Raw genomic sequence first — 23,955 nt, forward strand, 5'->3', positions numbered from 1 at the left:
GACTCCGTCAGTCGTCTGTCAGTCGATGGTCGTGAACGCGCGGGAGACACGCACCAGCCAGTCGGGGCCGGTGTCGGACTCGGTGCCCGCACTCGCCGGTCGTTCCGGAGCGGCAGGCACGCCCGCGCGGGCACTGGCGGTCAGCGCCGCGCGAATGCCCGCGGCCTCGGTGTACGCGCGCAGATCATCCCCGGTGAGGCCCGCTCGCTCGGCGGCCTGGGTGGCCGAGCCGGTGGAGGTCGGGTCCTGGTAGGCACGCAGCCAGCGGATGCCGTCGCGGATCTCCACGACCCGCCGGTGCAGCTGGAAGTCGAGGTCGCGGATGGCCCGCCTGCCCGCGCCCGGGTCGAGCGCGAGGTCCGGGTTGGCGGTGCACAGCGCCGACCAGAGCGGGAACAGTGCCAGGTGTGTCCGGTAGGCCCGTGCCTGGGCGCGAGCGGCGGTGAGCTGGGGTCCCCACCCGGGAACGCTCCACCCGATCAGCGTGAGGATGCCGCCCAGCCCGGCGCCCAACCGGGCGGCGAGCTCCCAGCGCAGGGGATCCAATCCGAACGGGCGCGCGAGCACGTCCGCATACCGGGCGGTCACGTAGACCAGCCCGCCCACCGCGCCGGTGGCCGCCAGCCGCAGTCCGCGCCGCAGCCACGGTCCCGCGATCGTGCGGACGTGCTTGCGGCACCGGGCGATCAGCATGAACTGGGACACCGCGAACGAGGTCACGTACAGCATCAGGTAGACCGAGTACAGCCCCTGTCCCGCGAACCGCACGGCGGCGGTGGTGGTGTCCTCCTCGGTCAGGTCGGCCATCGCGAACAGCACCGCCATCGCGGCCAGCACACCGGCGAAACCCCACATCTGCCGCCGCACCATCGGCCGGGCCTTCTCGTCCGGGTGCGCCCAGAACGTCAACGCCGCCAACTGGCTCGCGGACACACAGATCACACTGCTCTGCGACAGCAGCAGCGCCAGGTTGGGCACACCGGTCGCCCGGTCCAGCACCGCCCACACGCGTGGGTCGCTGATGGTGAACGTCAGTCCCATGAACAGGTAGAACAACCCGATCGCGATAGCGGCGGGGCCCCGGTCGCGGCGCAGCAGCGAGGGCAGCTTGAGCAGCAGGCTGACCCACGCCACCCCGGCGCACAGCGGGTAGAGGATCCCGTTCATCCCGCCTCGGGGTGCGTGGAGTGGTTCAGCGAGCTGGCGATCCGCGCGGCCACGTCGTCACCGCGCGGGGGAGTGGAGCGCAGTACCTCGGCGAGCAGGTAGGCCATGACCTCCGCCTGCTGCTCCTGCGCGTCGCTGTAGGTGGTGCGGGCGAGCATGTCCCGGACCAGCTGCGGGTCGATGTCCGGGAAGAACACCGCAGCCGTGTCCTCGTCCAGGTGGCCGCCGCCGCGGTGGCAGCAGATCATGTGTCCGATCTCGTGCAGGATGATGTGCTCCTGGTGCGCTCGGGTGGTGTCCTGGTCGTAGAAGATCCAGTCGGCGTCCCGGGTGGCGATCCACATCCCGCACGGCTGCGAGGCGAGCATCGCCACCGGCACCACGTGCAGCGGCCGTCCGCGCACCGCCGCCAGGTGCTCGCACAGCCCCGCCAGATCGGACCGCGTGGGCAGGTCCAGGCCCGCCAGCAGGGACGCGCACTCGCGGCGCACCCGGCGCAGGTCCGGACTCCGGCGTGGCACCGGCCTCACTCCTCCGGCTCGTCGGTGACCGGCGGCAGCCCGCGCTGTCTGCGCGCCTGGTCGAGCAGCGCGGTGATCAGGTCCAGGTTCGACCGGGGCAGCCCCACCGCGCGCTGGGCGATGCCCACCACGCCGCGGTCGCGCAGCATCGCCAGCTGTTCGAGCTGGGCGCGTACGCGCTCGCCGTCCTCGTCATCGAAGAAGTAGCTCGGGCTCACCCCGAAGAACCGGGCCAGCGCGGCCAGCAGGTCCATCGAGGGGCTGGTGCGCCTGCCCGTGCGCAGCATGGACAGGTACGGCCCGCTGACCCGCAGGTCCGGGTTGGCGCGCTTGATCTCCGCGGCGACCTCCGCGTTCGACCACTGTCTGCCGCGCGGGCGGCTGACCCGGAACAGTCGGTCCAGCCGCGCGGTCAGTGGCGACGTCACCTCGTCCGACATCGGTGCCCCAACGCTGTTGTCCCCCAATGTTCCCTCTACTGGTCGGGTGGCGACTACTCGATCAGTGTCGCAGGGTGACTGTCGGTTGACAACGCGCCCGCATCGGTGATTACGATGACCCGCACGGGTTAACTGCGAGTTATCCGGTTCCCGTGCGGGCAGAGACCGGGTTCCCCCGGGGGTGTGCCGTGTGGCGGGGTGCTCCGCGACCCCGTCACACGGGGCCTGCCAGTCAAAGGTTCCGCAGGTGAGGCGGGAAAAGAAGAGTTCCGCGCTCAACCGGCCTGGGGGTTACCGGGAGCGCGGAACCATCTCTAGCGTAGTACGAAGTCGGCGTTCATGCACACCCACCCCCGAAAAACGTGTCCGCGATGTGCCTTTCCCGTGGTCGCGACCGAGACGTGAGCCATGCTCGATGTCATCCGCGGCGCCTGGGGGCGGCCTCGGCGGGCGTTCGGGGCGGGCGGGAGCCGTCGATCTCGCGCCAGGACCGTGAGTTGTCGAACGGTCGGGTGGTGAGGGCATCCGCCCGGATTTCCGTTCCTTGTCCGGATCTTTTGCGCGCCAGGACTTCCCCGGCACCTGCTCGGGCATACGGAAAGTGTGCCTCGGGACGGAGGCGCGTCGGCGCGGTTTCGGTCTCGCGGCCGATGCAGGCGGGCGGCCCGCGGCCATAGCGTCCACGGCCTGCGGAATACCTAGTGGTGCGACCCAGAACGTCGACCATGTCTCGACCCGCCCACGACGTGCCTGACGGCACCGCCGGAAACGACCAAGTACATCCAGTACGAGGCCGTCCCGGCGGCACCGCCAGCCACGCCGTGGACCCGCCGATACACGGCCGACGTTCTGAGTCGCACCACTAGCGGCTATCGAAAGGTCGAGGATGACCAGGCGAATCCCGGTGGCGCTCCCGATCGCGGCACTGCTCGTGCTCGGCGGCGGCCTCCCCGCCGCGGCGGCGGTCCCGGACGGCGGCACCGGCCAGGCGATCACATGGCACGACTGCCGCACCACACCCGATGACGAGCTGGGCCGACAATTGGACGAGGTGGGCGCGCGTTGCGGCGAGCTCACCGTCCCGCTCGACTATTCCCGACCGCACGGCCGAACCATCACGCTGGCCGTCGCCCGCCGCGCCGCCACGGATAGCGCTCACCGGCTCGGCACCCTGGTGGTGAACACCGGCGGCCCCGGCCCTTCCCGCGATGGGGTGAGCCTGCTCGCGACCGCCGCGCCCACGGTCGCGGCCCGCTACGACGTGGTGAGCTTCGATCCGCGTTTCTTCGGTCTCAGCACCCCGTTGCCCTGCGCGTATCCCACCGACCTGTACCTGCGGAGCGTCCAACTCGCCAGTCCCGATCGAGCCTCCTTCGAACGCGGCGTGGCCGCTGCCCGCGAACTGGCGCGGCTGTGCACCGGCTATCGGGACCTGCTGCCGCATGCCTCCACCCGGAACATCGCGCGGGACATGGATCTCGTCCGGACCGCGCTCGGCGAGGAACGAGTGTCCTACCTCGGTTGGTCGTACGGCACCTACCTCGGCGCCGTCTACCTCCAGCTGTTCCCCGACCGGGCGAACCGCGTCGTCCTGGACAGCGCCCTCGACCCCGACCGGTACGGCCCGCAGGTGATCCGCGACGGCGCCCCGGCCGACGCCGCCGCACTGCGGGACTGGGCGGGTTGGGCCGCGCGCCACGACCAGGGCCTGGGCGGCACGACCGATCAGGTCCTCGCCGTGGTGACCGAGATCGACCGAGCGGCCACCCGCCGCCCCCTGCGCGTCGGGACACACCGGATCGACGCGGCCATGGTCCCCGGCCTACTGCTGACCGTGGACGACACCGACGCCTCGTACACGGAGTTCAGCGCCCAGGTCCGCGTCCTGCGCGACGCCGCCCACGGCCTGACCGTCACGCCGACGGCGGACCAGGAGGCCAAGCTGTCGCTGTACGAGGACCCGACGGCGTACCCCGAGTTCGGATTCGCCGCCAACACCACCCTCCAGTGCGCCGACCGCGCCGCCGACCGAAACCCGGAGAACTACTACCGCGACATCCAGTCCCACCGGACGACCGAGCCCCTCTACGGCCCACTCACCCGCGACATCACCGCCTGCGCCTTCTGGCCGACCCGCCCCGCCGAACCCCCGACCAAGGTCCGCAACAACCACCCGGCCCTGATCGTGAGCGCCTCCGGCGACCCCGCCACTCCCTACCCCGGCCAGCAGGCCCTGCACCGCGCCCTGACCGGTTCCCGCATGCTCACCCTCCCCGCCTACCGCCACGGCGTCTACCTGCTCGACGGCGCACCCTGCGTCGACCAGACCGTCAACCGGTACCTGCTCGACGGCACCCTCCCCGCCACCGACCGCACCTGCACCCGGGTCACTCCACCCGACGCTCCCCAGGCCGGACCAGCCCCGATTCATACGCCGTGACCACGGCCTGCACCCGATCGCGCACCCCCAACTTGGCGAGAATATTGCTGACATGCGTCTTCACGGTGCCCTCGGAAACCACCAACCGTCCCGCGATCTCCGCATTGGAATAGCCACCGGCGATCTCCCCCAACACCTCCCGCTCCCGCTCGGTCAACGTCTCCACCAACCGCACCGCCCCCACATCCACCGGCGGCGCCAACCGATCAAGCAACCGCCGAGTCGTCGACGCCGCGAGCACGGCGTCACCACGATGCACGGCCCGAACCGCCGCGATCATGTCCTCCGGCACCGCGTCCTTGAGCAGAAACCCACTGGCCCCGGCCCGAACCGCCGCCAACGCATACTCATCAAGATCGAAAGTAGTCAACACCAACACGCGCGGCGGCTCGGGCAACGACAACATCCGCCGGGTGGCCTCGATCCCGTCCAACACCGGCATCCGCACGTCCATCACCACCACATCCGGCTGTAGCTCCCGAACCTGTCGAACGCCGTCCAGCCCATCACCCGCCTCACCCACCACGGCCAGGTCCGACTGGGCGTCGATGACCATTCGAAACCCGGCCCGGACCAACACCTGATCCTCGACCAACACCACCCGAACCGTCACACCCACCCCTCGATACGTACACAGTGGACACTCAACCCGTGACCCACTCCATCACCAATACCACGGCGCCAGTTGCACGGTGCAGCCATGACCTGCGCATGCTCCGATGACCTCATCGCCCTACCCGCCACTCCGCCCCAGCCTTGTTGCGCGGTCCGATCGCCGGCCCCGTCGACCTCGGATCCTCATGTGGGCACCGGGATCCGCGCCTCCAGGACATGCCCACCATCCGCCAGCGGCACCAACCGCACCGTGCCCCCATAGGCCTGCGCACGCTCCGACAACCCCATCAACCCATACCCGTCACCCCTGCCGCTCCCGTGAACACCCGCCACCCCGCAGCCATCGTCCCGAACCTCGACCCGCACCACATCCGCCTTCCAGCACACCAACACCTCCGCCCGAACCCCCACCCCCGCATGCTTGATCACATTCGTCAGTCCCTCCTGGACAACCCGATGCACCACCAACGCCAACCCCGCGTCCACCGACCCCGCGGGCACCTCCAGCACCAACTCCACCGGCAGCCCACCCGCCCGAACCCGGTCCACCAGTTCCGGGATGTCGCGCAACCCGGGCTGTGGCGGCGGTGGACCTCCCGTCGACAACCCGGGGTCGCGCAGCACACCCAGGACCCGCCGGGTGTCGGCGAGTGCGCGTCGGGCCGAGTCGCCGATGGTGGCCAGGGCGGTCTGGCCTGCTGCGGGTGAGACGGCTGCGGCGTAGCGACCGCCGTCGGCCTGGGCGATGACCACGGCGAGGGAGTGTCCCAGGATGTCGTGCATCTCGCGGGCGATGCGGGCGCGTTCCGACAGCATCGCCAACCGGGCCCGTTGATCCTGTTCGACCTCCAGCAGTCGGGTTCGTTCCGCCAGGGCGCGCACCTGCTTGCCGCGCACCCGGTGCAGCATGCCGAACGCCCACCCCACCAGCACCGTGCTGCCAAGGAAAGCGCCGGTGATGACGTGGGCGATCACCGAGTCGCTCAGCTGCGGCCAGCTCACCCCGCCCAGTACGGCTCCGAGCAGCCCGGCCGCGAGCACCGGACCACCCGCCCACGCGGGGCCGTAGGCGGCGACCGCGTGCACGGTCAGTGGAATCGCCAGGTCGGCCGGGAGTGCGCCGATGGTGTCGCGCACGATGAGCCATTGCGCCACCCCGATCGCCACCACGACCGCGGCGCACGGCACCGGCGCGCGCCTTCGCCACATCAGTGGCGCGCACAATGCCAGTGTCAGCGCGTGGTAGTCGGCTCCGGCGCGTACCAGGAGTCCGAAGAGGACGCATACGGCGGCGAGCGCGATCGCCACCGCGGTGTCGACCGTCGCCTCGTGGCCGCGAGACCAGGTGTAGAGACGTTCCCCGAACATGGGCCAACTGTAGGAGTGGATGACCTCGGTCCGCGTCGGAGCACGGTCGGATCCTGGGTCGCCTCGACTACGTCCCGGGTACTACTACCGTCGTCCGATCAGGGGCGGGACTGCTCGTGTTCCGGTGCCTTCGGCTGGGTGGGCACGTGCGGTGGTCGCTGTCCGGCGATGGCGATCTGGTTGCGCCCGTTGCGTTTCGCGATGTCCAGCGCCTGGTCGGCCAGGTCCTGCAGGTCGGCCAGGGTCGTGCCGTGCTGCGGCGAGCAGGCCACGCCGATGGAGATGGTCACCGGCGGCACGGTGTGGCCCAGCCGCACCTCCTCCGCGCCCGCCGGGGTGGTGATGTCCGTCGTCAGCGCCTCGACACCCGCCCGGATGCGCTCGGCGACGGTGAGGGTCTCGGCGAGCGGGGTGTCCGGCAGCACCGCGGCCAGCTCCTCGCCACCCCATCGGGCGATCAGGTCACCGGAACGTATGTTGTGGCACAGGGCATTCGCCACCGCCTGCAACACCTGGTCCCCGCCGAAGTGCCCCAGCCGGTCGTTCCACCGCTTGAAGTGGTCCAGGTCGAGCATGAGCACTCCGGTCGGGCGCCCGTTGAGCCGATCCAGGCGCAGTGTCGCGTTGGCCAGCGGCAGGAAGCCGCGCCGGTTGCGCAGCCCGGTGAGCGAGTCGGTCGCCGCGTCCACCTCCAGCCGGTCGCGGTCGGCGGTACGGGCGGCCAGCCTGCCCAGCATCCGCGTCTCCATGATGGCCACCGCGAGCACGCCGAACAGTGCCACCGGCGTGATCGCCGCCGCGCCGACCGCGCCGAGGCCGACCAGCAGGGTGTGCAGGAGCAGCAGGTTGTCCTCGCGGCTGCCGAGGGTGTCGGCCAACCGCCAGGTGCGGAACCGCACCGCCCGGTAGAGGCCGACCACGACCGCCTCGATGAGGAAGTATGCCACCGCCGCCAACACCAGCAGCAGCGTCGTGTTCAGGTTCGCGCCCTGCCCGATGATCGGCAGGTCGAAGTCCTTCCTGGGCCCGAGCATCCAGCCGCGCAGCAGGCTCACCCCCGCGACCGACAGCAGTACCGCGGAGGTGTTGCTGACCCACAGCGTCAGCGGTCGCATCGCGATCCGGTAGCGGCGGAACCGCACCACCACCACGAGCAGACCCGCGGTCAGCGGCGGGAGCAGCAGCGCGGAGCTGAAGAACCAGATCGAGGCCTGGTCGATGAACTCCACTGTCCCGCGTTGCGTGCGCACCCCGCGCCTGCGCTTCTCGCTGCCGGCCGTCACCTCGGTGTACACCAGGGCGCAGCCGAGCAGCAGGCCGAACATCAGCCAGTCGTTGCCGGTGACCAGCGGCGCCGCCATGATCGCCCAGGCGATCCCGGACACGCCCGCCACGTTGGCCGCCGCCAGCACCACGCCGGTCGGCACGCCGAACTGCCACAGTCCCCACCGTGCCGGGCGCAGGCCGGTCCATTTCCCCGGTCCCGGTGGGTCTGCCCCGGTCATCCGTCCCCACGGACCGTCGGTTTCCCCCATACCGCTTGCCCTCCCCTGAGCAACGCTCCCGTGCGGAAGGCCGGCCGGGCACGCCCAGGGACGTGTCCGGGTGGCGGGGTGGGGTGGTCCGGCGATCACGCCACCGGGGTCCGTGCCCGGCGCGCCGGTTCGGTGCGACGGGCTTGGGCCGCGACTCGTCGGCGCGTGTCCCCCCGACACCACGAGCCGCGGTTGGGTTTCCCGGGTGTTCGACTTCGCGCGATCTCCGTCCCGCGTTTCCCCCGCTTGCGCGAACTTCCAGGGGAAACCCTAGGGCAGTTCACGATCAAGGCGAGCGGAATGCGCTGAACCACTCATTCGGCGTACGACACATCGGCGTCCGGTGCAATGTTATGCCGCCGACCGGTGGAAGAGGGGGTCCGCGTCCGGGTGAATCGGCCCCGTTTTCTGACGGGCCGGGGTCGCTCGGTCACCGCGTGGCGTCGACGCGGTCGGCGGTTCCGGGACAGTCTGCGCGAAACCCGCCGGGGTGTCGAGGGGCACGCCGGAATTCGTGCACCGCCGGACGCGCGACCGCCCCGGGGGCGGATGACGCAACCCCGGGGCGGCACGGTGGACCCGGGGACATGGGCGAAGCCCCCGCCCATGTCCCCGGAAGAATCAGCCGGTGAAGCCCTTGAAGATGGTGGTGAACTCGTAGGTCGACTGGGCGATGCTGCTGCACGTCGCGGAGATGCCGCCGCCGGGACAGCCGCCGTTGTCCCGGCCCGCCGACCAGAACCCGAGCAGGCCGATGTGGTTGGCGTTGGCCCAGCCGACCAGCTTGTTCGCGTGGGCCTGGGTGAAGATCTTGCCGTTGTAGTTGCGGCCGATCATCGGGGTCACGCCCAGCAGCTTGCGCAGCTCCGCGTCGGACTTGCCCGGCCAGATCTGCTTCATCTGCCCGAGGGTGCTCTCCGCGGCGGCGATCACCGCGTCGCCCCAGTCCGCCCGCGAGCTGCCGAACTCCATGGTCATCGGGTTGACCAGCACGGTCAGGCCCTTGCTCGCCGCGTTCTGCAGGATCTGGACCGAGTACGGGTCCATGCCGTAGTCGTCGCCCTGCACGCGCATGGTGTAGCTGATCGCGGTGCCGCGCTCGGTCTGCAGCTTCTTCAGCGCGGTGTTGACCAGCTCCTGTGGGATGTTGGCCTCGACATCGACGTCCAGGTGGTTGCTGCCGACCGCGTCGAGCACCTTCTTGTAGGCGGCGAACAGCGCGTCGGCGGTGGTGCAGGAGTACTCCAGGTACGGCCCCGCGGCGCCACCGGTGGCCACGATGACGTCGCCGCCGAGTGCCTTGAGCGCGCGCACGTCGTTGACGATGCGGGCGTCGTCGATCGGGATCGTGCCGCCCCAGGACGGGCTGCAGCCGGAGCTGTCGGCCAGCGCGAAGGCGAGGGTGAACACCTTCTGCCCGGTCGCGCGCGCCACCGACTCCAGCGACGGGGTTGGCATCGTGATGTCCACGTACGGGGCGGACTTGATGCTGCCCGGCGGCACCGGCGTGGTTGTCGTGGTTGTGGTCGTCGTCGGGCTGGTGGTTGTCGGCGACGTCGTGGTGGTGGTGCGCGTTGTCGTCGTAGTGGTGGTCGTACGGGAGGTGGTTGTCGTGGGGTTGGTGCCACCCGCGCAGGGCTGCCCGTTGAGCTTGCAGTTGCCCGGCACGCCCGTGCCGTTGACCAGGAACCCGAACGACGCCGACGCGCCCGCCTTCACCGACGCGTTGTAGTCGCGGGCGGTGAAGGTGTAGTGGCTGCCGCTGGTGGCCATGGTGGCGTCCCAGTAGGCGCCGGGCTTGCTGTCGGCGGGCAGGTCGAACTCGATCTTCCAGGTGGTGAGCGCGCTCGCGCCCGCGGTGATCGTGTACCGGCCCTGGTAGCCGGATCCCCAGGAGGAGTCCTGGCCGAACACCGCGGTCGGCTCGGTCGCGGCCTGGGCGGGTGCGGCGACCGCCAGCGCGACGGCCGACAACGCGGTGACGCCCACCGCGAGCAGGGCCGCGCCCGTGCGCTTGGTCAACATCGTCAGGTCACTCCCGGGGCAGGGTTCGGGGGAGCGGCGGTCCGGCCTGCGGGGACAGGCGTGCCGGGCCGCACGTCACGGCCCGGATGACGCTCCGAACCGATCACCGCGACGGTAAGTGGCCTAGACCACTTCGGTCAATGGTTACGCCCCGGAAAGGTCTAAACCTTTTCCCGATCCGGTCCGCGCGAGGCGAGATCACAGCAGGTGGAGGTGGCCTGGCCGGGCCGGTTCGACTTCGATGGGAACATGCGCACCCAGGTCGTGATCATCGGCGCCGGTCCGGCAGGCCTTCTGCTGTCCCACCTGCTCGCCGCCGACGGCGTGGAGTCGGTCGTGCTGGAGACCCGCTCCCGGGAGTACGTGCTGGCCCGGATCCGGGCCGGGATCCTGGAGCACTCGTCGGTGGAGCTGCTGACCGACGTCGGCCTCGGCGAGCGCCTGGCCCGCGAGTCGATGCCGCACCGGGGCATCTACCTGCACACCCCGGAGCAGCGGACGCACCTGGACTTCGTCGACCTGGTCGGGCACGGCATCCACGTCTACGGCCAGACCGACCTCACCCGCGACCTGGTCGACGCGCGCGTCCGCGGCGGCCAGCAGCTGGTCTACGAGGTGACCGGGACCGCCCTGCACGACATCGACACCGCCCGCCCGTACGTCACGTTCGTGGACGCCGACGGGGCCGCCCGGCGGATCGACGCGGACGTGGTCGTCGGCTGCGACGGCTCGTTCGGCCCCAGCAGGCAGGCCGTCCCGGACCCGCGGACCTGGGAGCGGACCTACCCGTACGCCTGGCTGGGCGTGCTCGCCGACGTCGCGCCGTCCACCGACGAGCTGATCTACGCCTGGCACCCGGACGGCTTCGCCATGCACTCCATGCGCTCGGCCGCGGTCAGCCGCCTCTACCTGCAGGTGCCGCCGGGCACCGACATCGCCGAGTGGTCCGATGACCGGATCTGGACGGCGCTGGCCGCCCGGCTCGGCCACGGCCGGGACGGCTGGACGCTGACCCCCGGCCCGATCACCGAGAAGTCCGTGCTGCCCATGCGCGGCTTCGTCGCCGCCCCCATGCGCCACGGCAGGCTCTTCCTGGCGGGCGACGCCGCGCACATCGTGCCGCCCACCGGCGCCAAGGGCCTCAACCTGGCCATCGCCGACGTCGCCCGGCTGGCGCCCGCGCTCGGCGCCCTGCTGCGCGGCGACGGCGCGCTCGCCGCGGCCTACTCGGACACCGCGTTGGCCCGGGTCTGGCGCTGCCAGCACTTCTCCTGGTGGATGACCACCATGCTGCACGTCACCGACGACCCGTTCGACGCCCAGCTCCAGCTCGCGCAGCTGCGCTGGGTGGCTTCCAGCGAGGCGGGCGCGCGCGGGCTGGCGGAGAACTACACCGGGCTGCCGCTGCGGTGACCGACCGGGTCAGCTCAGGCAGAGCTCGTTGCCCTCCGGGTCGGCGATGGTCACCCAGTGGTGCGGGCCCTGCTGTCCCCGGTGCAGGAACGTGGCGCCCTTCGCGGTGAGCCTGGCCAGCTCGGCCTCGACGTTGTCCGCGCCCACCCGCACATCCAGGTGCACCCGGTTCTTGACCGTCTTGGCCTCGGGCACCAGCTGGAACAGGATCCGCCTGCCCTCGGTGACGATGGCCGCGCCCTCGCGCCAGACCAGGACGCCGTTGTGTGTGGCGGTGTCCGCGTCGGACGCGTAGCCCTTGGCGATCATCTCGCGGATGAAGTCCTCGTTGCTGGGCTCCACCGACCAACCGAGCGCGTCGGCCCACCAGTCGGCGAGGTCGTGCGGGTGGGCGCAGTCGAAGGTCACCTGGAAGTCGTATGCCATGGCGTCAGCATAGGGACGGACACCGACAATTCCGGCGGGCTCACTCGAAGGCCAGGAAGACCGTCTCGCCCTCGCCCTGCAACCGGATGTCGAAGCGGTAGCGCCGATCCCGCTCGGCGGCCGCGACCATAGTGGACAGCCGGTCGGCGGGCAGTCCGGACAGCGCAGGGTCCGCGGACAGTGCCGTGGCGTGCTCAGGCAGGTAGACGCGCGTGTACAGGTGGTGCAGCAGCCCGCGCGCGAACACCGCCACCGCGAGGTATGGAGTCGCGTTAGCGCTGTGTGCGCCAGGTGGGACTGTCCGTACCGCCCAATGTCCGTCCGCGTCGGTGGGTACACGCGCGAAACCCGTGAACTCGACGTGGTCGCGACCGACGACCGAACCGTCGACGGGATCGTGGCGCAGGCTCCCCGGCGCCCCGGTCAGCCCGCCGTCGCGGTCGGCTTGCCAGATCTCCACCAGCGCGTCCGGGATCGGTTGCCCCGCGCCATCGAACACGTACCCGTGGACCGTGATCGCGTCCGGGTGCGAGATCGGGACGATGTCGCCGCCACCGGTGAACGGGAGCGCGTAGCCGAAGAACGGGCCCACGGTCTGGGCGGGAGTGGGGGGAAGCCCGGTCATCGTCCGTCCTCCTCGAACAGCGTCGCGGCCGGACCGTCGAGCACGATGTCCCACCGGTAGCCCAGCGACCATTCCGGTACCGACAGGTCGTGCTCGTAGGTCGCCACCAGCCGTTCGCGCGCGGCGGGGTCGGTGACCGACTGCAGGATCGGGTCGTAGGGGAACAACGGGTCGCCGGGGAAGTACATCTGCGTCACCATGCGCTGGGCGAACGCCGTGCCGAACAACGAGAAGTGGATGTGCGCGGGCCGCCACGCGTTGCGGTGGTTGCGCCACGGGTAGGCACCGGGCCGGATGGTGGTGAACTCGTAGCGGCCCTCGTCGTCGGTCAGGCAGCGGCCGAACCCGGTGAAGTTCGGGTCCAACGGCGCCGGGTGTTGGTCGCGCTGGTGCGCGTAGCGGCCTGCGGCGTTGGCCTGCCAGATCTCCACCAGTTGCCCGCGTACCGGCTTGCTCTGCCGGTCTTTGACCACGCCGGTGACCGTGATCCGCTGTCCGCCCGGTTCCGCGAAGCCGCCCTGGGTGAGATCGTGGTCCAGCTCCGTCACGTCGGTGACACCGAATACCGGCCCGGTCAGCTCCACTGCCTCCGGATCGCGGATCACCGTCAGCGCCTGTGTGGGGTACCGCAGCAGGCTGCTTCGGTAGGCGGGGTAGTCCCGGCTCGGGTGGTCCAGCCCGGTCCGGCCCGCCTGTTCGGCGATCTGCGTGTCGATGTCGCGTTGAGACGGTTCGTTGCTCATCGGTCCTCCACACCGCGCACGGGTACGCCGGTGTTCGCCGCGACGTCCGCCTCGGTGCTGCCGGGCGCGAGCTCCACCAGCGTCACGCCAGCCGCGCCGACGTCGAACACGCCGAGATCGGTGATCACCCGGTGCACGCAGGACCGGCCGGTCAGCGGCAGCGTGCAGTCCGGCACGATCTTGGGGCTGCCGTCCTTGGCGGTGTGTGTCATGAGCACCAGCACCCGGCGCGCGCCGTGCACCAGGTCCATCGCGCCGCCGATGCCGGTGACCAGCTTGCCCGGCACCGCCCAGTTGGCCAGGTCGCCGCGTGCGGACACCTGCATCGCGCCGAGCACCGCGGTGTCGATGTGCCCGCCGCGGATCATGCCGAAGGACAGGCTGGAGTCGAAGTAGGACGCCCCGGGCAGCACCGTCACGGTCTGCTTGCCCGCGTTGATCAGGTCCGGATCGACCTCGGCGTCGGTCGGGAACGGGCCGGTGCCCAGGATGCCGTTCTCCGAGTGCAGCACCACCCGCACGTCCGCGGGCAGGAAGTCCGGGATCAGCGTGGGCAGCCCGATCCCCAGGTTGACGTGCTCGCCGTCGCTCAGCTCGCGGGCCGCGCGGGCGGCCATCTCGTCGCGCGTCCAGGGCATCAGGACTCCCGCCGGGTCGTACGCTGCTCGATCTTCTTGTCGGCGACCTGCGCCGGGGTCAGCTCGACGATCCGCTGCACGAACACGCCGGGCAGGTGCACGTGGTCCGGGTCGATCGATCCCGGCTCCACCAGCTCCTCCACCTCGGCGATGGTGACCCGCCCGGCCATCGCGGCCAACGGGTTGAAGTTGCGCGCGGACTTGGCGAACACCAGGTTGCCGTGCCGGTCGCCGCGGGCGGCGCGCACCAGCGCGAAGTCCGTGGTGATACCGCGTTCCAGCAGGTACTCCACGCCGTCGAAGACCCGTGTCTCCTTGGCGGGTGAGGCGATGGCCACGCCGCCGGACCCGTCGTAGCGCCAGGGCAGTCCGCCCTCGGCGACCTGGGTGCCCACCCCGGCCGGGGTGTAGAAGGCGGGGATGCCGCTGCCGCCCGCGCGCAGCCGCTCGGCCAGCGTGCCCTGCGGGATCAGCTCGACCTCCAGCTCACCGGCGAGGTACTGGCGGGCGAACTCGGCGTTGGTGCCGATGTAGGAGCCGGTCACCCGCGCGATCCGGCCCGCGGCCAGCAGGACCGCCAGCCCGGACTCCATCGCGCCGCAGTTGTTGGACACCACGTGCAGGCCGTCGACCCCGTGCGCGTGCAGCGCGTCGATCAGCACCGTGGGCACGCCTGCCAGCCCGAACCCGCCGACCGCCAGGGTCGCGCCCGCGGGCACGTCCGCCACCGCCGCCGCGGCGGAGACGCACACCTTGTCCACGCCGACCCTCCTCGTGTTCGCCAGGTGAACATTCTTTCACCTGTGGTACCGAGTGTCGCCCCGCGCGGTCGCCCGTGTCAACGCGTCTCAGCCCGGGGGCACCGGGGCGAACCGGGCCGTGACGTGCAGGTCGTGTTCGATCCGCGCGGCCGCCGCGCGCAGCCGGGGCAGCACCTCGGCGAGCAGCTCGGCGACCTCGCGCCGTCCGCTGTGCGTGGCCACGTTCACCGCCGCCACCACCTTGCCCGCGCGGTCGCGGATCGGCACGGCGACCGACCGCAACCCGGCCTCCAGCTCGCCGTCGACCAGCGCGTACCCGGCGTCCGCGACCTCCGGCACGCGGTCCGCGAGCAGGACCCGCCCGAGCGCGGTGGCGGTGGCGGGGGAGCGGGTGCCCACCGCGATCTCCACGGACATGATCCGGCTCGTGGCCGCGCGCGCGATGTAGTGCACGTGGTCCTCGTCGAGTACGGCTATCGCCGACGAGTCCCCCACCTGCTCCGACAGCGCTGTCAGGTGCGGGTTCGCGATCCGGGCCAGGGTGGTGCGGGACAACGCGGGGAACCCGAGTCCCAGGACCTTCGGCGTCGGCCGGAAGACTCGGCCCTCGGCGGCGACATAACCCAGGTGCGTCAAGGTGATCAGGGCGCGGCGCGCGGTCGCGCGAGCCAGTCCGGTGGCCTCGGCGACCGCGGTGAGCGTCAGCGCCGCGCGGCCCTGCCCGAACGCGGTGAGCACGGTCAACCCGCGGGCCAGCGACTCCACGAAGTCGCGGCCCAGCTCCTGTTTGGACGCCCCGGTCCAGGTCGCCAGACCGGACGCCTCGTCCGGCTCGGGGTGGTGCGGCGCGGCCAGTTCGGCCTCCATCGCGCTCGCGGTCGCGCGCAGCGCGGGCAACAGGTCGGCGCGCAGCGAGTCGGTGTCGTGCCTGCTGGTGTGGCTGACCACGCTGGCCGCGCACGCGATGCGGCCATCGGGAGCGCGCACGGGGACCGCGAGCGCGATGAGCCCGGGTTCGATCAATTGGTCGTCGATGGCCCAGCCGTGTTCACGGACGAGCGCGGTGCGCTGGGGGAAATCCAGGTTGTCGTCCGGACGTGCTGCCACGGCGGGGAATCCGCGGTCGTGCGGATCCGCGGCCCGGCGCGCGCGCCACCGCTGCCACGCCTGTTCGTCCCACTCGATCGCGGTCACCGTGCCCGCGGCGGTTCTTTCCGCGGGCAGGAGATCGCCGATCCGGAACGTCAGCGACATCGCCCGCCGCCTTGTCACCTGGTGCACGAACCGCACGCCGTCACCGTCGCCCACCGCCAACGAGACCGACTCGTCCACCTCGTCCGCGAGCGCGCGCACGTACCGGGCCAACCGGTCCGGCAGGCCTGTCGCGGCCAGGTAGGCGTTGCCCAGCGCCATCAGCGGCGGGGCGAGCACGACGGCGCGGTCGTCCACCCGCACGTAGCCCATGCGGTCCAGCGTCGTCACCAACCGGTCGACGGTCGCGCGCGCCAGCCCGGTGGCGCGCCGCAGCTCGCTCGGCGCGAGGGAGCCCTCCGCGTCGGTCAGCGCCCGCAGCACGGCCACGCCGCGCACCAGCGGGGCGACCAACTCGTCCGGCTCCCCGTGCTCCGCGCGCTCCGCTGCCGGGGGATCCGTGGGGTCTTGGCCTACCGACATGCGCTCTCCGGGACTCGACTGTCGCTACCGAACCACCACAGTGAACACCGATCGACGATCACGTGACGGGGTCACCCCGCGCGGGTGAGCCCGCACGGGGTGACCAATGGTCGTATTCGACTGTCTGGCGCCGCCCCCGCCCTACCGTGGTCCGGTGTCACGGCCCGGCCGGGCAGCGGCACCGGACCGGGTCAGACGAGGTGGCGGGCGAGGAAGCGGATGGCGCTGTCCAATTCGAACCCGGGTACGTCCAGGTGTCTGCCCACGTTGGCGTGCAACGTCTTCTTCGCCGAGCCGAAGGCGTCGAACAGGGCGATGGCGGAGTCGCGCGGGACGTGTTCGTCGTCCCACTGGACCAGGAACTCGACCGGGATGGTGACGCGACGGGCGGTGTCGGCCAGGGAGCCGTGCCAGAAGGTGCCGAAGATGGCGGCCTTGATCCGGCTGTCGGCCGCGGCCAGGGGCACGCCGATCGCGGTGCCCATGCTCAGGCCGAGGTAGCCCACCGGGGCGTCGGGGCCGATCTCCGGCAGGGCCTGGAGGGCGTCCGACGCCGACCGCCATTCCGGCACGGCCCGCTCGGCGAGATGGCCGTTGAAGCGGGTGACGATCGGGCCGACCGGCTCGCCGGTGGCCCTCCTACGGCCCGGTTGACCGTTCTCGTCGCTTGTGTCGGATTCTTCGTGACCGTCCTGGATTCCACCGCCGTGACCGTCGCGCTGCCCACCAGGACCAACGCGGCTCCTTGCCGCTGACCACCGCCTGATGTTCCTGCCGATGACCGCGCTGACCATGTTCGTCAACCTCCTGTCCGGCAGGCTCACCAACCGCTACGGCCCACGCCTGCCGCTGACGCTCGGCTCGCTGGTCCTGGCAGCGGGCTGCTCGGCCTGGTGTTCGTCGCCGGCTGGGCGGGGCGATCGGCGTGGCCACCTTCGGCGCCCTGGTCGCCACCGACTTCGTGGCGGGCATGCACCTATCCGCGGTGATCGGCGCGGTCGCCATCATCGCCTGCGTGCTCGCCTGCCGGGTCCTGCGCACCCGCGAGGTCGTGATCGGGCCCGGTGTCGTCGAGCGCGCCGCGGATCGTGTCGCGTAGCCAGCGCTGCGCGAGGTCGGCGTCGAGGCGGGCGTGCCACGACAGCCGGACGTCGAGTTCCGGCAGCTCCGCCGGGATGGGGAACGAGCGGAGACCGAGCACCGGCCCGTACTGCTCGGCCAGGCGCCCGGGAACCAGCCCGACGTAGTTGCTCGACGCCACCAGCAGCGTCGCCACGGCGAAGGTCGGCACGACGGCGGCGACCTGCCGGTGCAGCCCCGCGGCCGCCAGGGCGTCGTCGAGCGGACCCCGCAGACGCCCACGTCGGGACGCCGAGACGTGCGGGTGCCTGCACAGCTGCGCGAGGTTGGGGCGGCGACCCAGCGGGTGGTCCGCGCGGACGACGCCGACCACCCGCTCCCGGTAGAGCACGGCCGAGCGGATGTCCGGGGCGGTCGGGTCGCCCGCGCCGATGTCCAGATCGACCGAGCCGTCGCGCAGGGCCTCGATGCTCTCGGTGCCCTCGGCCACGAACCGCAGGACCACGCCGGGAGCGGCCGCGGCGGTGGCCTCGACCACCGCCGTCACCAGGGTCGCGGCCACGCCGTCGTTGATCCGGATGGTGAACGTGCGGGCCAGGTCGGCCACCGAGACCTCGCGGTTCGCGCTGACCAACGCCGCCGCCTCGTCCAGCAACGACCGCACGCGCGGCGCGACTCGGAGCGCGAACGGTGTCGGGGCCATGCCGCGGCCCGCGCGCACCAGGATCGGGTCGGCCATCGCCCGGCGCAGCCTGCCCAGCGCGCGACTGGTGGCCGGGATGGACAGGTGCAGACGCTCGGCGGCGGCTGTGACGCTGCCGTCCCGCAGTAGGGCGTCGAACACCCGCAGCAGGTTCAGGTCGATCTCGGGCACATTTGCATCGTACGCAAGTATACCTTGTTCAAGTTGCGTGGCACGGAGAAAGTGCACGTCATTAGCGTTGTCGGCATGTCACTCGAAGTCTCCGTTCGCACTCGCGAGGTGTGTGGGCCGGTCTCGCGGGGCGGGCTGCTGGCGCTCATGTGCGCCTGTGTGGTGCTGGTCGTCGGCATGGTCGCCTCGGTCAACCTGGCGATCCCGATGCTCGCCGCGAGCGGGCTGCATCCGTCCGCTTCGGCGCTGGTCTGGATCGTCGACACCTATGTGATCTTCTTTGCCTGCCTGGTGATCCCGGCGGGCGCGGCCGGTGATCGGTTCGGCCGCAAGGGCGTGCTGATGATCGGTCTGGCGTTGTTCGCGGCGGGCGCGGGGTTGTCTGCGGTGGCGCCGGATGTGGTGGTTCTGCTTGTCGGCCGGGCGATCACGGGCGTTGGTGCTGCTGCCGTGCTGCCCAACACGCTCGCTGTGCTGTTGCACGCCGTGCCCGCTGAGCGGAAGGGAGCGGTTATCGCCATCTGGGCGTCGATGACCGGCATTGGTGGTGTTGTGGGCAATGTCGGGGGTGGCGCGGTGCTGACCGGGGGGTCGTGGCGGTGGTTGTTCGTTGTTGCCGTGCCTGTGGCGTTGATGCTGGGTGTGTTGGTGGCTCGGGTCGCGCCGGTGTCGTCGCGGCACGATCGCGGGCTTGATCCGGTGGGCACGGTTTTGCTCGTCGGCGCCTCGGTGGCGCTTCTGGTCGGGATCGTTGAGGGGCCGGTGACGGGGTGGGGGAGTCCGGTGGTGGTGATCGGGTTTGTCTGCGCTGCGGTGTTGTTTGTGGCGTGGACGGTTGTGGAGTTGCGGGTCGGGAATCCGTTGTTGGATCCTCGGTTGTTTCGGATTCCTGGGTTGCGTAGTGCTTGCCTAGGGATGACTGCGGTGTTCTTCGGGATGTTCGCGTTATTCTATGTCAATGCGTCGTTCCTGCAGTATGGCAAGGGTTTTGGCGTGTTGTGGGCGGGGGTCGGGATTGTTCCGTTGACTGTGCCGATCATTGTTGTCGGGCGGTATGTCGGGCGGTTGGTGGGGCGGATCGGGTTGGACTGGACGATTGCTTTGGCGTTTGTGTTTGTGGGGGTGGGGTTGCTTGGGTTGTCCGGTAGTGAGGTGGGCACTTCGTATGTTGTCTATGCGGGGTGGCTTGTGGTGGTCGGGGGTGGGGTGGCGTTGGCGTTGCCTGCGTTGTCGGGGGTCATCTCCGGTTCGTTGCCTGCTGATCAGGCCGGGGTGGGGAGTGGGCTTCAGTCGACCACTCGGGAGTTTGGTAGTGCGCTTGGGGTTGCGGTGATCGGCACTGTGGTCACTGGGCGGTTTGTGGATGCGTTGCCGGTGGATATTCGTGTGGATTATGGCCCGCATACTGTCGCTGAGGCGCTTGCGGTTGCGCCTGGGCGTGGGGGTGAGGTTGTCGGGGCGTTTGTTTCGGCGGCGGGCGAGGGATTGTGGGTCGTTGGGATGATTGTGCTCGTGCTTGGCGGGTTGGTCGTAGGGCAGTCGGTACTGTCTCGGCGTCGTGCGCGTTAAGGGGTCGTGTATTGCAGTAGTTGGTTGTGGGGGTGTGACCAGGGGCCGGTGTCAGTGGTGACACCGGCCCCTGTGGAGGGTCGGTGCTGGGCTACCGGCCAGCGGTCGCGTTGTCGACGGTTGGGAGGTACTTCGGTGTGTGGCGTGGGGGAGTGATGCGTTCGAAGGCCGCCGCCAGGGACAGCATTCGGGCGTCGGACCAGCGTGGGCCGAAGAAGGACAGGCCCAGCGGCAGCTCACCCGCGTACCCGGCCGTCACATTGGCGTTGGGGTAGCCCGCTGCCGCAGCAGGCGTGGACGTGCCCAGGATGTAGGCGTCGCCGTTCTTGTAGTCGGTTTTCCAGGCGGGACTGTTGGTGGGGGCGATGATCGCGTCCAGATGGTTCTTGGCGATCGTCTCGTCGATGCTGCGGCGGGCCAGGTCGGTGGTGGTCGTTCGTTGTTGCCGGTAGGTCGGGTCGTCCGGGCCAGGCGCCGTGCGGGCCTGTTCGAACAGCTCCTGTCCGAACAGGCTCAGCTCCACCGGGTCCTTCCGGTTGAACTCCACCAGGGCGGCCATCGTCTGGGGCGCGTCCGGTCGGTGCCGGAGGTACGCGGGCAGGTCGCGGGCGATTTCCGTGGTGAGGGCCGGGAACTCGGCGGCGGCGATCTGGTCCTGGTACGGCATGTCGACGTCGATGACGGTGGCGCCTGCCTTGCGGAGGCGGTCGATCGACTGGTTCACGACACGATCCACGTCAGGGTCGACGCCTGCGTTGCGCCACACGCCCAGTCGTGCGCCGCAGAGGGCGCCGGGGCGTAGTTCGCGGGCGTAGTCGGTGGGCTGGTTCTTCGGGTATGCCTGGGTGGCGCTGTCCGACCTGTCGCGGGCCTGCAACGTCGACAGGGTGATCGCCACGTCCACGACGGAGCGGGCGATGGGGCCCGCGGTGTCCTGCTCCAGCGAGATCGGGACCACGCCGGTGCGGCTGACCAGGCCGAGGCTGGGTTTCAGGCCCACCACGCCGTTGGCGGCCGATGGGCACACGATCGAGCCGTCGGTTTCGGTGCCGATCGCGACCTGGGCCAGGGTGGCCGCGATGGCGGCGCCGGAGCCGGAGGAGGAGCCGCACGGGTTGCGGTCCAGGACGTACGGGTTGTTGGTCTGGCCGCCGACCCCGGACCAGCCCGAGGACGAGTGGGTGGAGCGGAAGTTCGCCCACTCCGACAGGTTCGTCTTGCCGAGCACGATCGCCCCGGCCGCGCGCAGCCGGGCGACCAGGGTGGCGTCGGCGGTCGGAGGATCGCCTGCCAGGGCGCGGGAGCCCGCGGTGGTGTCCAGGCCGCGGGTGTCGATGTTGTCCTTGAACAGCACCGGGATGCCGTCGAGCGGGCCCCTGGCGTGCCCGGCGCGGTGCCTGCGGTCGCTGTCGCGGGCCTGGTCCAGGGCGCTGGGGTCGAGCGCGATGACCGAGCGGACCTTGGGGTCGACGGTCCGGATGCGCTCCAGGTAGGTCTGGGTGAGCCGGACCGAGGTCAGGGAGCCGCGATCCATCATCCGCTGCAGGTCCGGGATGGTGGCGCGGTCGAGGTCGAGGTCGTGCAGTCCCGCGTCGGGGTGGGCTGGGGCGGCCGAGGCCGGGTGGGGAACCAGGAACGCGGTGCACAGGCAGGCTGTCGCGATGATCCGCTTCATTCGCACCGCGCGATTCAAACCCGGCGTGCGGTGGGGGTCAACGGAATGTGGACAAGCCCGATTTTGCCAGAGTTTTCCCAGATTCGGGCAGCGCGCGTTCCAGCGCGGCGCCCTCCACGTCGAGCACCGGCAACCAGCGCAGCCACCCGGGCAGGCTCCAGGCGACTCGGCCGAGCAGGGCGATCGCGGCCGGGACGGCGATCATGCGGATCACGATGGCGTCGAACAGGATGCCCATGGCCAGCGCGAAGCCGATGGGCTTGATCGTCGCGTCGCCCTCCGGGACGAAGCCCGCGAACACCGCGAACATGATCGTCGCGGCGGCCACCACGACCGGGGCGGCCTGGCGGAAGCCGGTCACGATCGCCGCGCGCGGGTCCGCGCCGTGGGCGTGCGCCTCGTGCATGCGGGACACCAGGAACACCTGGTAGTCCATGGCCAGGCCGAACAGGATGCCCACGATGATGATCGGCGACAGGCTCATCAGCGGGCCGGTCGCGTGCGCGTTGACCACGGCGGTCAGCCGGCCCCACTGGAACACCGCCGTCGTGGCGCCCAGCACCGCGCCGATGGTCAGCAGGAAGCCCAGGACGCCCACGACCGGCACCAGGATCGAGCGGAACACCAGGATCAGCAGCACGAACGCCAACCCGACGACCAGCGCCAGGTACACCGGCAGGGCGTCGTCGAGCTTGTGCGACACGTCGATGCTCACCGCCGTCGTGCCGGTCACGTAGACCTGCGCGCGGTCGGAGTCGGCGATGTCGGACCGGAGCCGGTGCACCAGGTCGGTGGTGGCCGGGTCGTCCGGGCCGGACGCGGGGATGATCGTGATCAGCGCGGCCGAGCGGTCGCCGTTCGGGCGTGGCTCGGCCACCGCCGCGGCAGCCGCGCCGTCCGGGGGGAGCTTCGAGATCTGCGTGCGGACGGCCACCGCGCGGGTGAACGCGTCCGGGCCGTCGACCAGGACCAGCAGCGGGGCGGTGTACCCGGGGCCGAAGTCGTCGGAGATCAGCTTCTCGGCGCGGGCCTGGGTGCTGTCGTCGGCCGGGTGCTGGACCAGGGACGTGCGCATCGACAGCACCGGGATCGCCACCACGGCCAGCGCGGCCACGGCGGCGAACAGGCTCAGCCAGCGTTGCCGGGTGACCAGCCGAGCCCAGCCCAGGTGGAACCCGCGGCCCACCCGGTCGTGGCCGGTCGGCTCGGGTGCCCGGCGGTCCGCGCGGGACAGGGCGCGGCGGCCGATGATGGCGAGCATCGCGGGCAGGAAGGTGATCGCCACCAGGACCGCGACCACGATGGTCGCGGCGGCAGCCAGGCCCATCTCGGTGAGGAACGGGATGCCCGCCACGGACAGCCCGGCCAGCGCGATGACCACCGTCAGACCGGCCGTGACCACGGCGGACCCGGCGGTGCCCACGGCCATCGCGATCGCCTCGGGCACCGCGCGGCCGTCCAGCAGCTCGTGCCGGTAGCGGGTGACGATGAACAGCGCGTAGTCGATGCCGACCGCCAGCCCCAGCATCACCGCCAGCACCGGCGTGGTCGATTGCAGGTCGACGAACCCGGTCAGCGTGGTGATCCCCAGTGCGCCGATGCCGACGCCCACCACCGCCGTCAGCAGGTTCATCCCGGCCGCGACCAGCGAGCCGTAGGTGATCGCCAGGACCAGCATGGCCACCACCACGCCGATGATCTCGGCAGGTCCGCCCACGTCCGCCGGTGCCTGCAACACGTCGCCGCGCACCTCGACCGTCAGACCCCCGGCCCGCGCCTGGGCGACGCTGTCCAGCAGCGCGGTCCGCTGGTCGGCGGTGATCTCCGGGGCGGGCACCGAGTAGGCGAGCGAGCTGTAGCCGACGCGCCGGTCCGTCGAGATGGTCGGGCTGGTCGGTGCCACCGGGTTCGAGGCCGCCGCCACCCCGGGCAGTGTCCGCAGCCTGCCGACCAACGCGTCCACCTTGGCCGCGTTCACCGGCTCGACCAGCGTGCTCGTGCCCGGCGCGCGCACCACGACCTGTGCCGAGCCGCCCGCCGAGGCCGCGCCGAACCGCTCCCGCATCAGGTCCAGCGCGGTCGTCGACTCCTGGCCGGGGATCCGGAACGTGGTCACCGTCGAGCCGGACAGCGTCGCCGCGCCCACCCCGGCGGCGACGAACACCACCAGCCACACCAGGGCCACCGCGATCCGGTGCCGCGCGGCGGCCAGGCCGAGCCGGTACAGCAGGGTTGCCATGGCAGGGGACCGCCTCTCCTCGACCGGCCGGTGTGGACGCTCGCGCGCCCACAGACTTCCCCGGTCGACGCATCCCCGCGCGCACGGAGCGGGCCGACCCGCCTATCGGGTGATGCCCGTAGGGGCA

At 71.1% G+C, this 23,955-nt stretch carries 20 protein-coding genes; 3 read left to right on the top strand and 17 right to left on the bottom strand.

What is annotated here, in order from left to right:
- Positions 1 to 18: 18 nt before the first annotated feature.
- The 3 genes from C503_RS42995 to C503_RS0104125 are packed head-to-tail and all read right to left on the bottom strand — an operon-like array spanning position 19 to position 2,128.
- Entirely contained in the window at positions 19 to 1,167 is a 1,149-nt protein-coding gene (locus C503_RS42995; protein ID WP_018680938.1) for an MAB_1171c family putative transporter, read from the bottom strand.
- The gene (locus C503_RS0104120; protein ID WP_018680939.1) at positions 1,164 to 1,688 is read right to left on the bottom strand and encodes a hypothetical protein; all 525 of its coding nucleotides are present in this window, start codon (positions 1,686 to 1,688) and stop codon (positions 1,164 to 1,166) included. Before C503_RS0104120 ends, C503_RS42995 begins: the two co-directional genes overlap by 4 nt.
- 5 nt (positions 1,689 to 1,693) lie before the next feature.
- Positions 1,694 to 2,128 (bottom strand): helix-turn-helix domain-containing protein, encoded by a 435-nt coding sequence (locus C503_RS0104125; RefSeq protein ID WP_018680940.1) that lies wholly within the window; start codon positions 2,126 to 2,128, stop codon positions 1,694 to 1,696.
- 886 nt (positions 2,129 to 3,014) lie between these two features.
- Here C503_RS0104125 and C503_RS37825 point away from each other — a divergent pair.
- Positions 3,015 to 4,568, top strand: a complete 1,554-nt coding sequence (locus tag C503_RS37825; RefSeq protein ID WP_051114739.1) for an alpha/beta hydrolase — start codon at positions 3,015 to 3,017, stop codon at positions 4,566 to 4,568.
- On the opposite strand, the gene C503_RS0104135 is transcribed toward C503_RS37825, so the two are convergent.
- The 4 genes from C503_RS0104135 to C503_RS0104150 all read right to left on the bottom strand — a co-directional run bounded on the left by C503_RS0104135 (position 4,516) and on the right by C503_RS0104150 (position 10,111).
- Positions 4,516 to 5,181 carry a response regulator gene (locus C503_RS0104135; protein ID WP_018680942.1) on the bottom strand — a complete coding sequence of 222 codons (666 nt, stop codon included), beginning with the start codon at positions 5,179 to 5,181 and terminating at the stop codon, positions 4,516 to 4,518. The genes C503_RS37825 and C503_RS0104135 overlap by 53 nt on opposite strands.
- Before the next feature lie 185 nt (positions 5,182 to 5,366).
- Positions 5,367 to 6,551, bottom strand: a complete 1,185-nt coding sequence (locus tag C503_RS0104140; RefSeq protein WP_018680943.1) for a sensor histidine kinase — start codon at positions 6,549 to 6,551, stop codon at positions 5,367 to 5,369.
- Positions 6,552 to 6,649: 98 nt separating this feature from the next.
- Positions 6,650 to 8,056 carry a GGDEF domain-containing protein gene (locus C503_RS37830; protein WP_051114740.1) on the bottom strand — a complete coding sequence of 469 codons (1,407 nt, stop codon included), beginning with the start codon at positions 8,054 to 8,056 and terminating at the stop codon, positions 6,650 to 6,652.
- Between the two features lie 651 nt (positions 8,057 to 8,707).
- Positions 8,708 to 10,111, bottom strand: a complete 1,404-nt coding sequence (locus tag C503_RS0104150) for a cellulose binding domain-containing protein (RefSeq protein ID WP_018680945.1) — start codon at positions 10,109 to 10,111, stop codon at positions 8,708 to 8,710.
- A gap of 249 nt (positions 10,112 to 10,360) precedes the next feature.
- On the opposite strand from C503_RS0104150, the gene C503_RS0104155 reads away from it, so the two are divergent.
- Positions 10,361 to 11,524: a 4-hydroxybenzoate 3-monooxygenase gene (locus tag C503_RS0104155; RefSeq protein ID WP_026315963.1), complete on the top strand. Its 1,164-nt coding sequence runs from the start codon at positions 10,361 to 10,363 to the stop codon at positions 11,522 to 11,524.
- A gap of 9 nt (positions 11,525 to 11,533) precedes the next feature.
- Here the strand turns inward: C503_RS0104155 and C503_RS0104160 are convergent, their stop codons facing one another.
- From C503_RS0104160 to C503_RS0104195, 8 genes are all read right to left on the bottom strand, one after another.
- Positions 11,534 to 11,950, bottom strand: coding sequence for a VOC family protein (locus tag C503_RS0104160; protein WP_018680947.1), 417 nt, complete (start codon positions 11,948 to 11,950; stop codon positions 11,534 to 11,536).
- 40 nt (positions 11,951 to 11,990) lie between these two features.
- Entirely contained in the window at positions 11,991 to 12,575 is a 585-nt protein-coding gene (gene pcaG, locus C503_RS0104165; protein WP_018680948.1) for a protocatechuate 3,4-dioxygenase subunit alpha, read from the bottom strand.
- On the bottom strand, positions 12,572 to 13,318 hold the full coding sequence (gene pcaH, locus C503_RS0104170) for a protocatechuate 3,4-dioxygenase subunit beta (RefSeq protein ID WP_018680949.1): 747 nt from the start codon (positions 13,316 to 13,318) through the stop codon (positions 12,572 to 12,574). Before pcaH ends, pcaG begins: the two co-directional genes overlap by 4 nt.
- A complete protein-coding gene (locus C503_RS0104175; RefSeq protein ID WP_018680950.1) occupies positions 13,315 to 13,956 on the bottom strand; it encodes a 3-oxoacid CoA-transferase subunit B in 642 nt (213 codons plus the stop codon). The genes pcaH and C503_RS0104175 overlap by 4 nt, the downstream gene beginning before the upstream one ends.
- Positions 13,956 to 14,717: a CoA transferase subunit A gene (locus C503_RS0104180; protein WP_018680951.1), complete on the bottom strand. Its 762-nt coding sequence runs from the start codon at positions 14,715 to 14,717 to the stop codon at positions 13,956 to 13,958. Before C503_RS0104180 ends, C503_RS0104175 begins: the two co-directional genes overlap by 1 nt.
- Positions 14,718 to 14,804: 87 nt before the next feature.
- Positions 14,805 to 16,391: an IclR family transcriptional regulator domain-containing protein gene (locus tag C503_RS48750; RefSeq protein ID WP_018680952.1), complete on the bottom strand. Its 1,587-nt coding sequence runs from the start codon at positions 16,389 to 16,391 to the stop codon at positions 14,805 to 14,807.
- A 191-nt stretch (positions 16,392 to 16,582) separates the two neighbouring features.
- Positions 16,583 to 17,185 (bottom strand): dienelactone hydrolase family protein, encoded by a 603-nt coding sequence (locus C503_RS37835; RefSeq protein WP_051114741.1) that lies wholly within the window; start codon positions 17,183 to 17,185, stop codon positions 16,583 to 16,585.
- Positions 17,186 to 17,367: 182 nt separating this feature from the next.
- Positions 17,368 to 18,345 (bottom strand): LysR family transcriptional regulator, encoded by a 978-nt coding sequence (locus C503_RS0104195; protein ID WP_018680953.1) that lies wholly within the window; start codon positions 18,343 to 18,345, stop codon positions 17,368 to 17,370.
- 147 nt (positions 18,346 to 18,492) lie between these two features.
- On the opposite strand from C503_RS0104195, the gene C503_RS0104200 reads away from it, so the two are divergent.
- Positions 18,493 to 19,914 (top strand): MFS transporter, encoded by a 1,422-nt coding sequence (locus C503_RS0104200; protein ID WP_033400229.1) that lies wholly within the window; start codon positions 18,493 to 18,495, stop codon positions 19,912 to 19,914.
- Positions 19,915 to 20,005: 91 nt separating this feature from the next.
- Here the strand turns inward: C503_RS0104200 and C503_RS0104205 are convergent, their stop codons facing one another.
- Positions 20,006 to 21,589 (bottom strand): amidase, encoded by a 1,584-nt coding sequence (locus tag C503_RS0104205; RefSeq protein ID WP_018680955.1) that lies wholly within the window; start codon positions 21,587 to 21,589, stop codon positions 20,006 to 20,008.
- Between the two features lie 37 nt (positions 21,590 to 21,626).
- Positions 21,627 to 23,828 (bottom strand): MMPL family transporter, encoded by a 2,202-nt coding sequence (locus C503_RS0104210; RefSeq protein WP_018680956.1) that lies wholly within the window; start codon positions 23,826 to 23,828, stop codon positions 21,627 to 21,629.
- Positions 23,829 to 23,955: the final 127 nt, after the last annotated feature.

Origin of the sequence: Actinokineospora enzanensis DSM 44649, assembly GCF_000374445.1 — a bacterium.
GTDB classification, from domain to species: domain Bacteria; phylum Actinomycetota; class Actinomycetes; order Mycobacteriales; family Pseudonocardiaceae; genus Actinokineospora; species Actinokineospora enzanensis.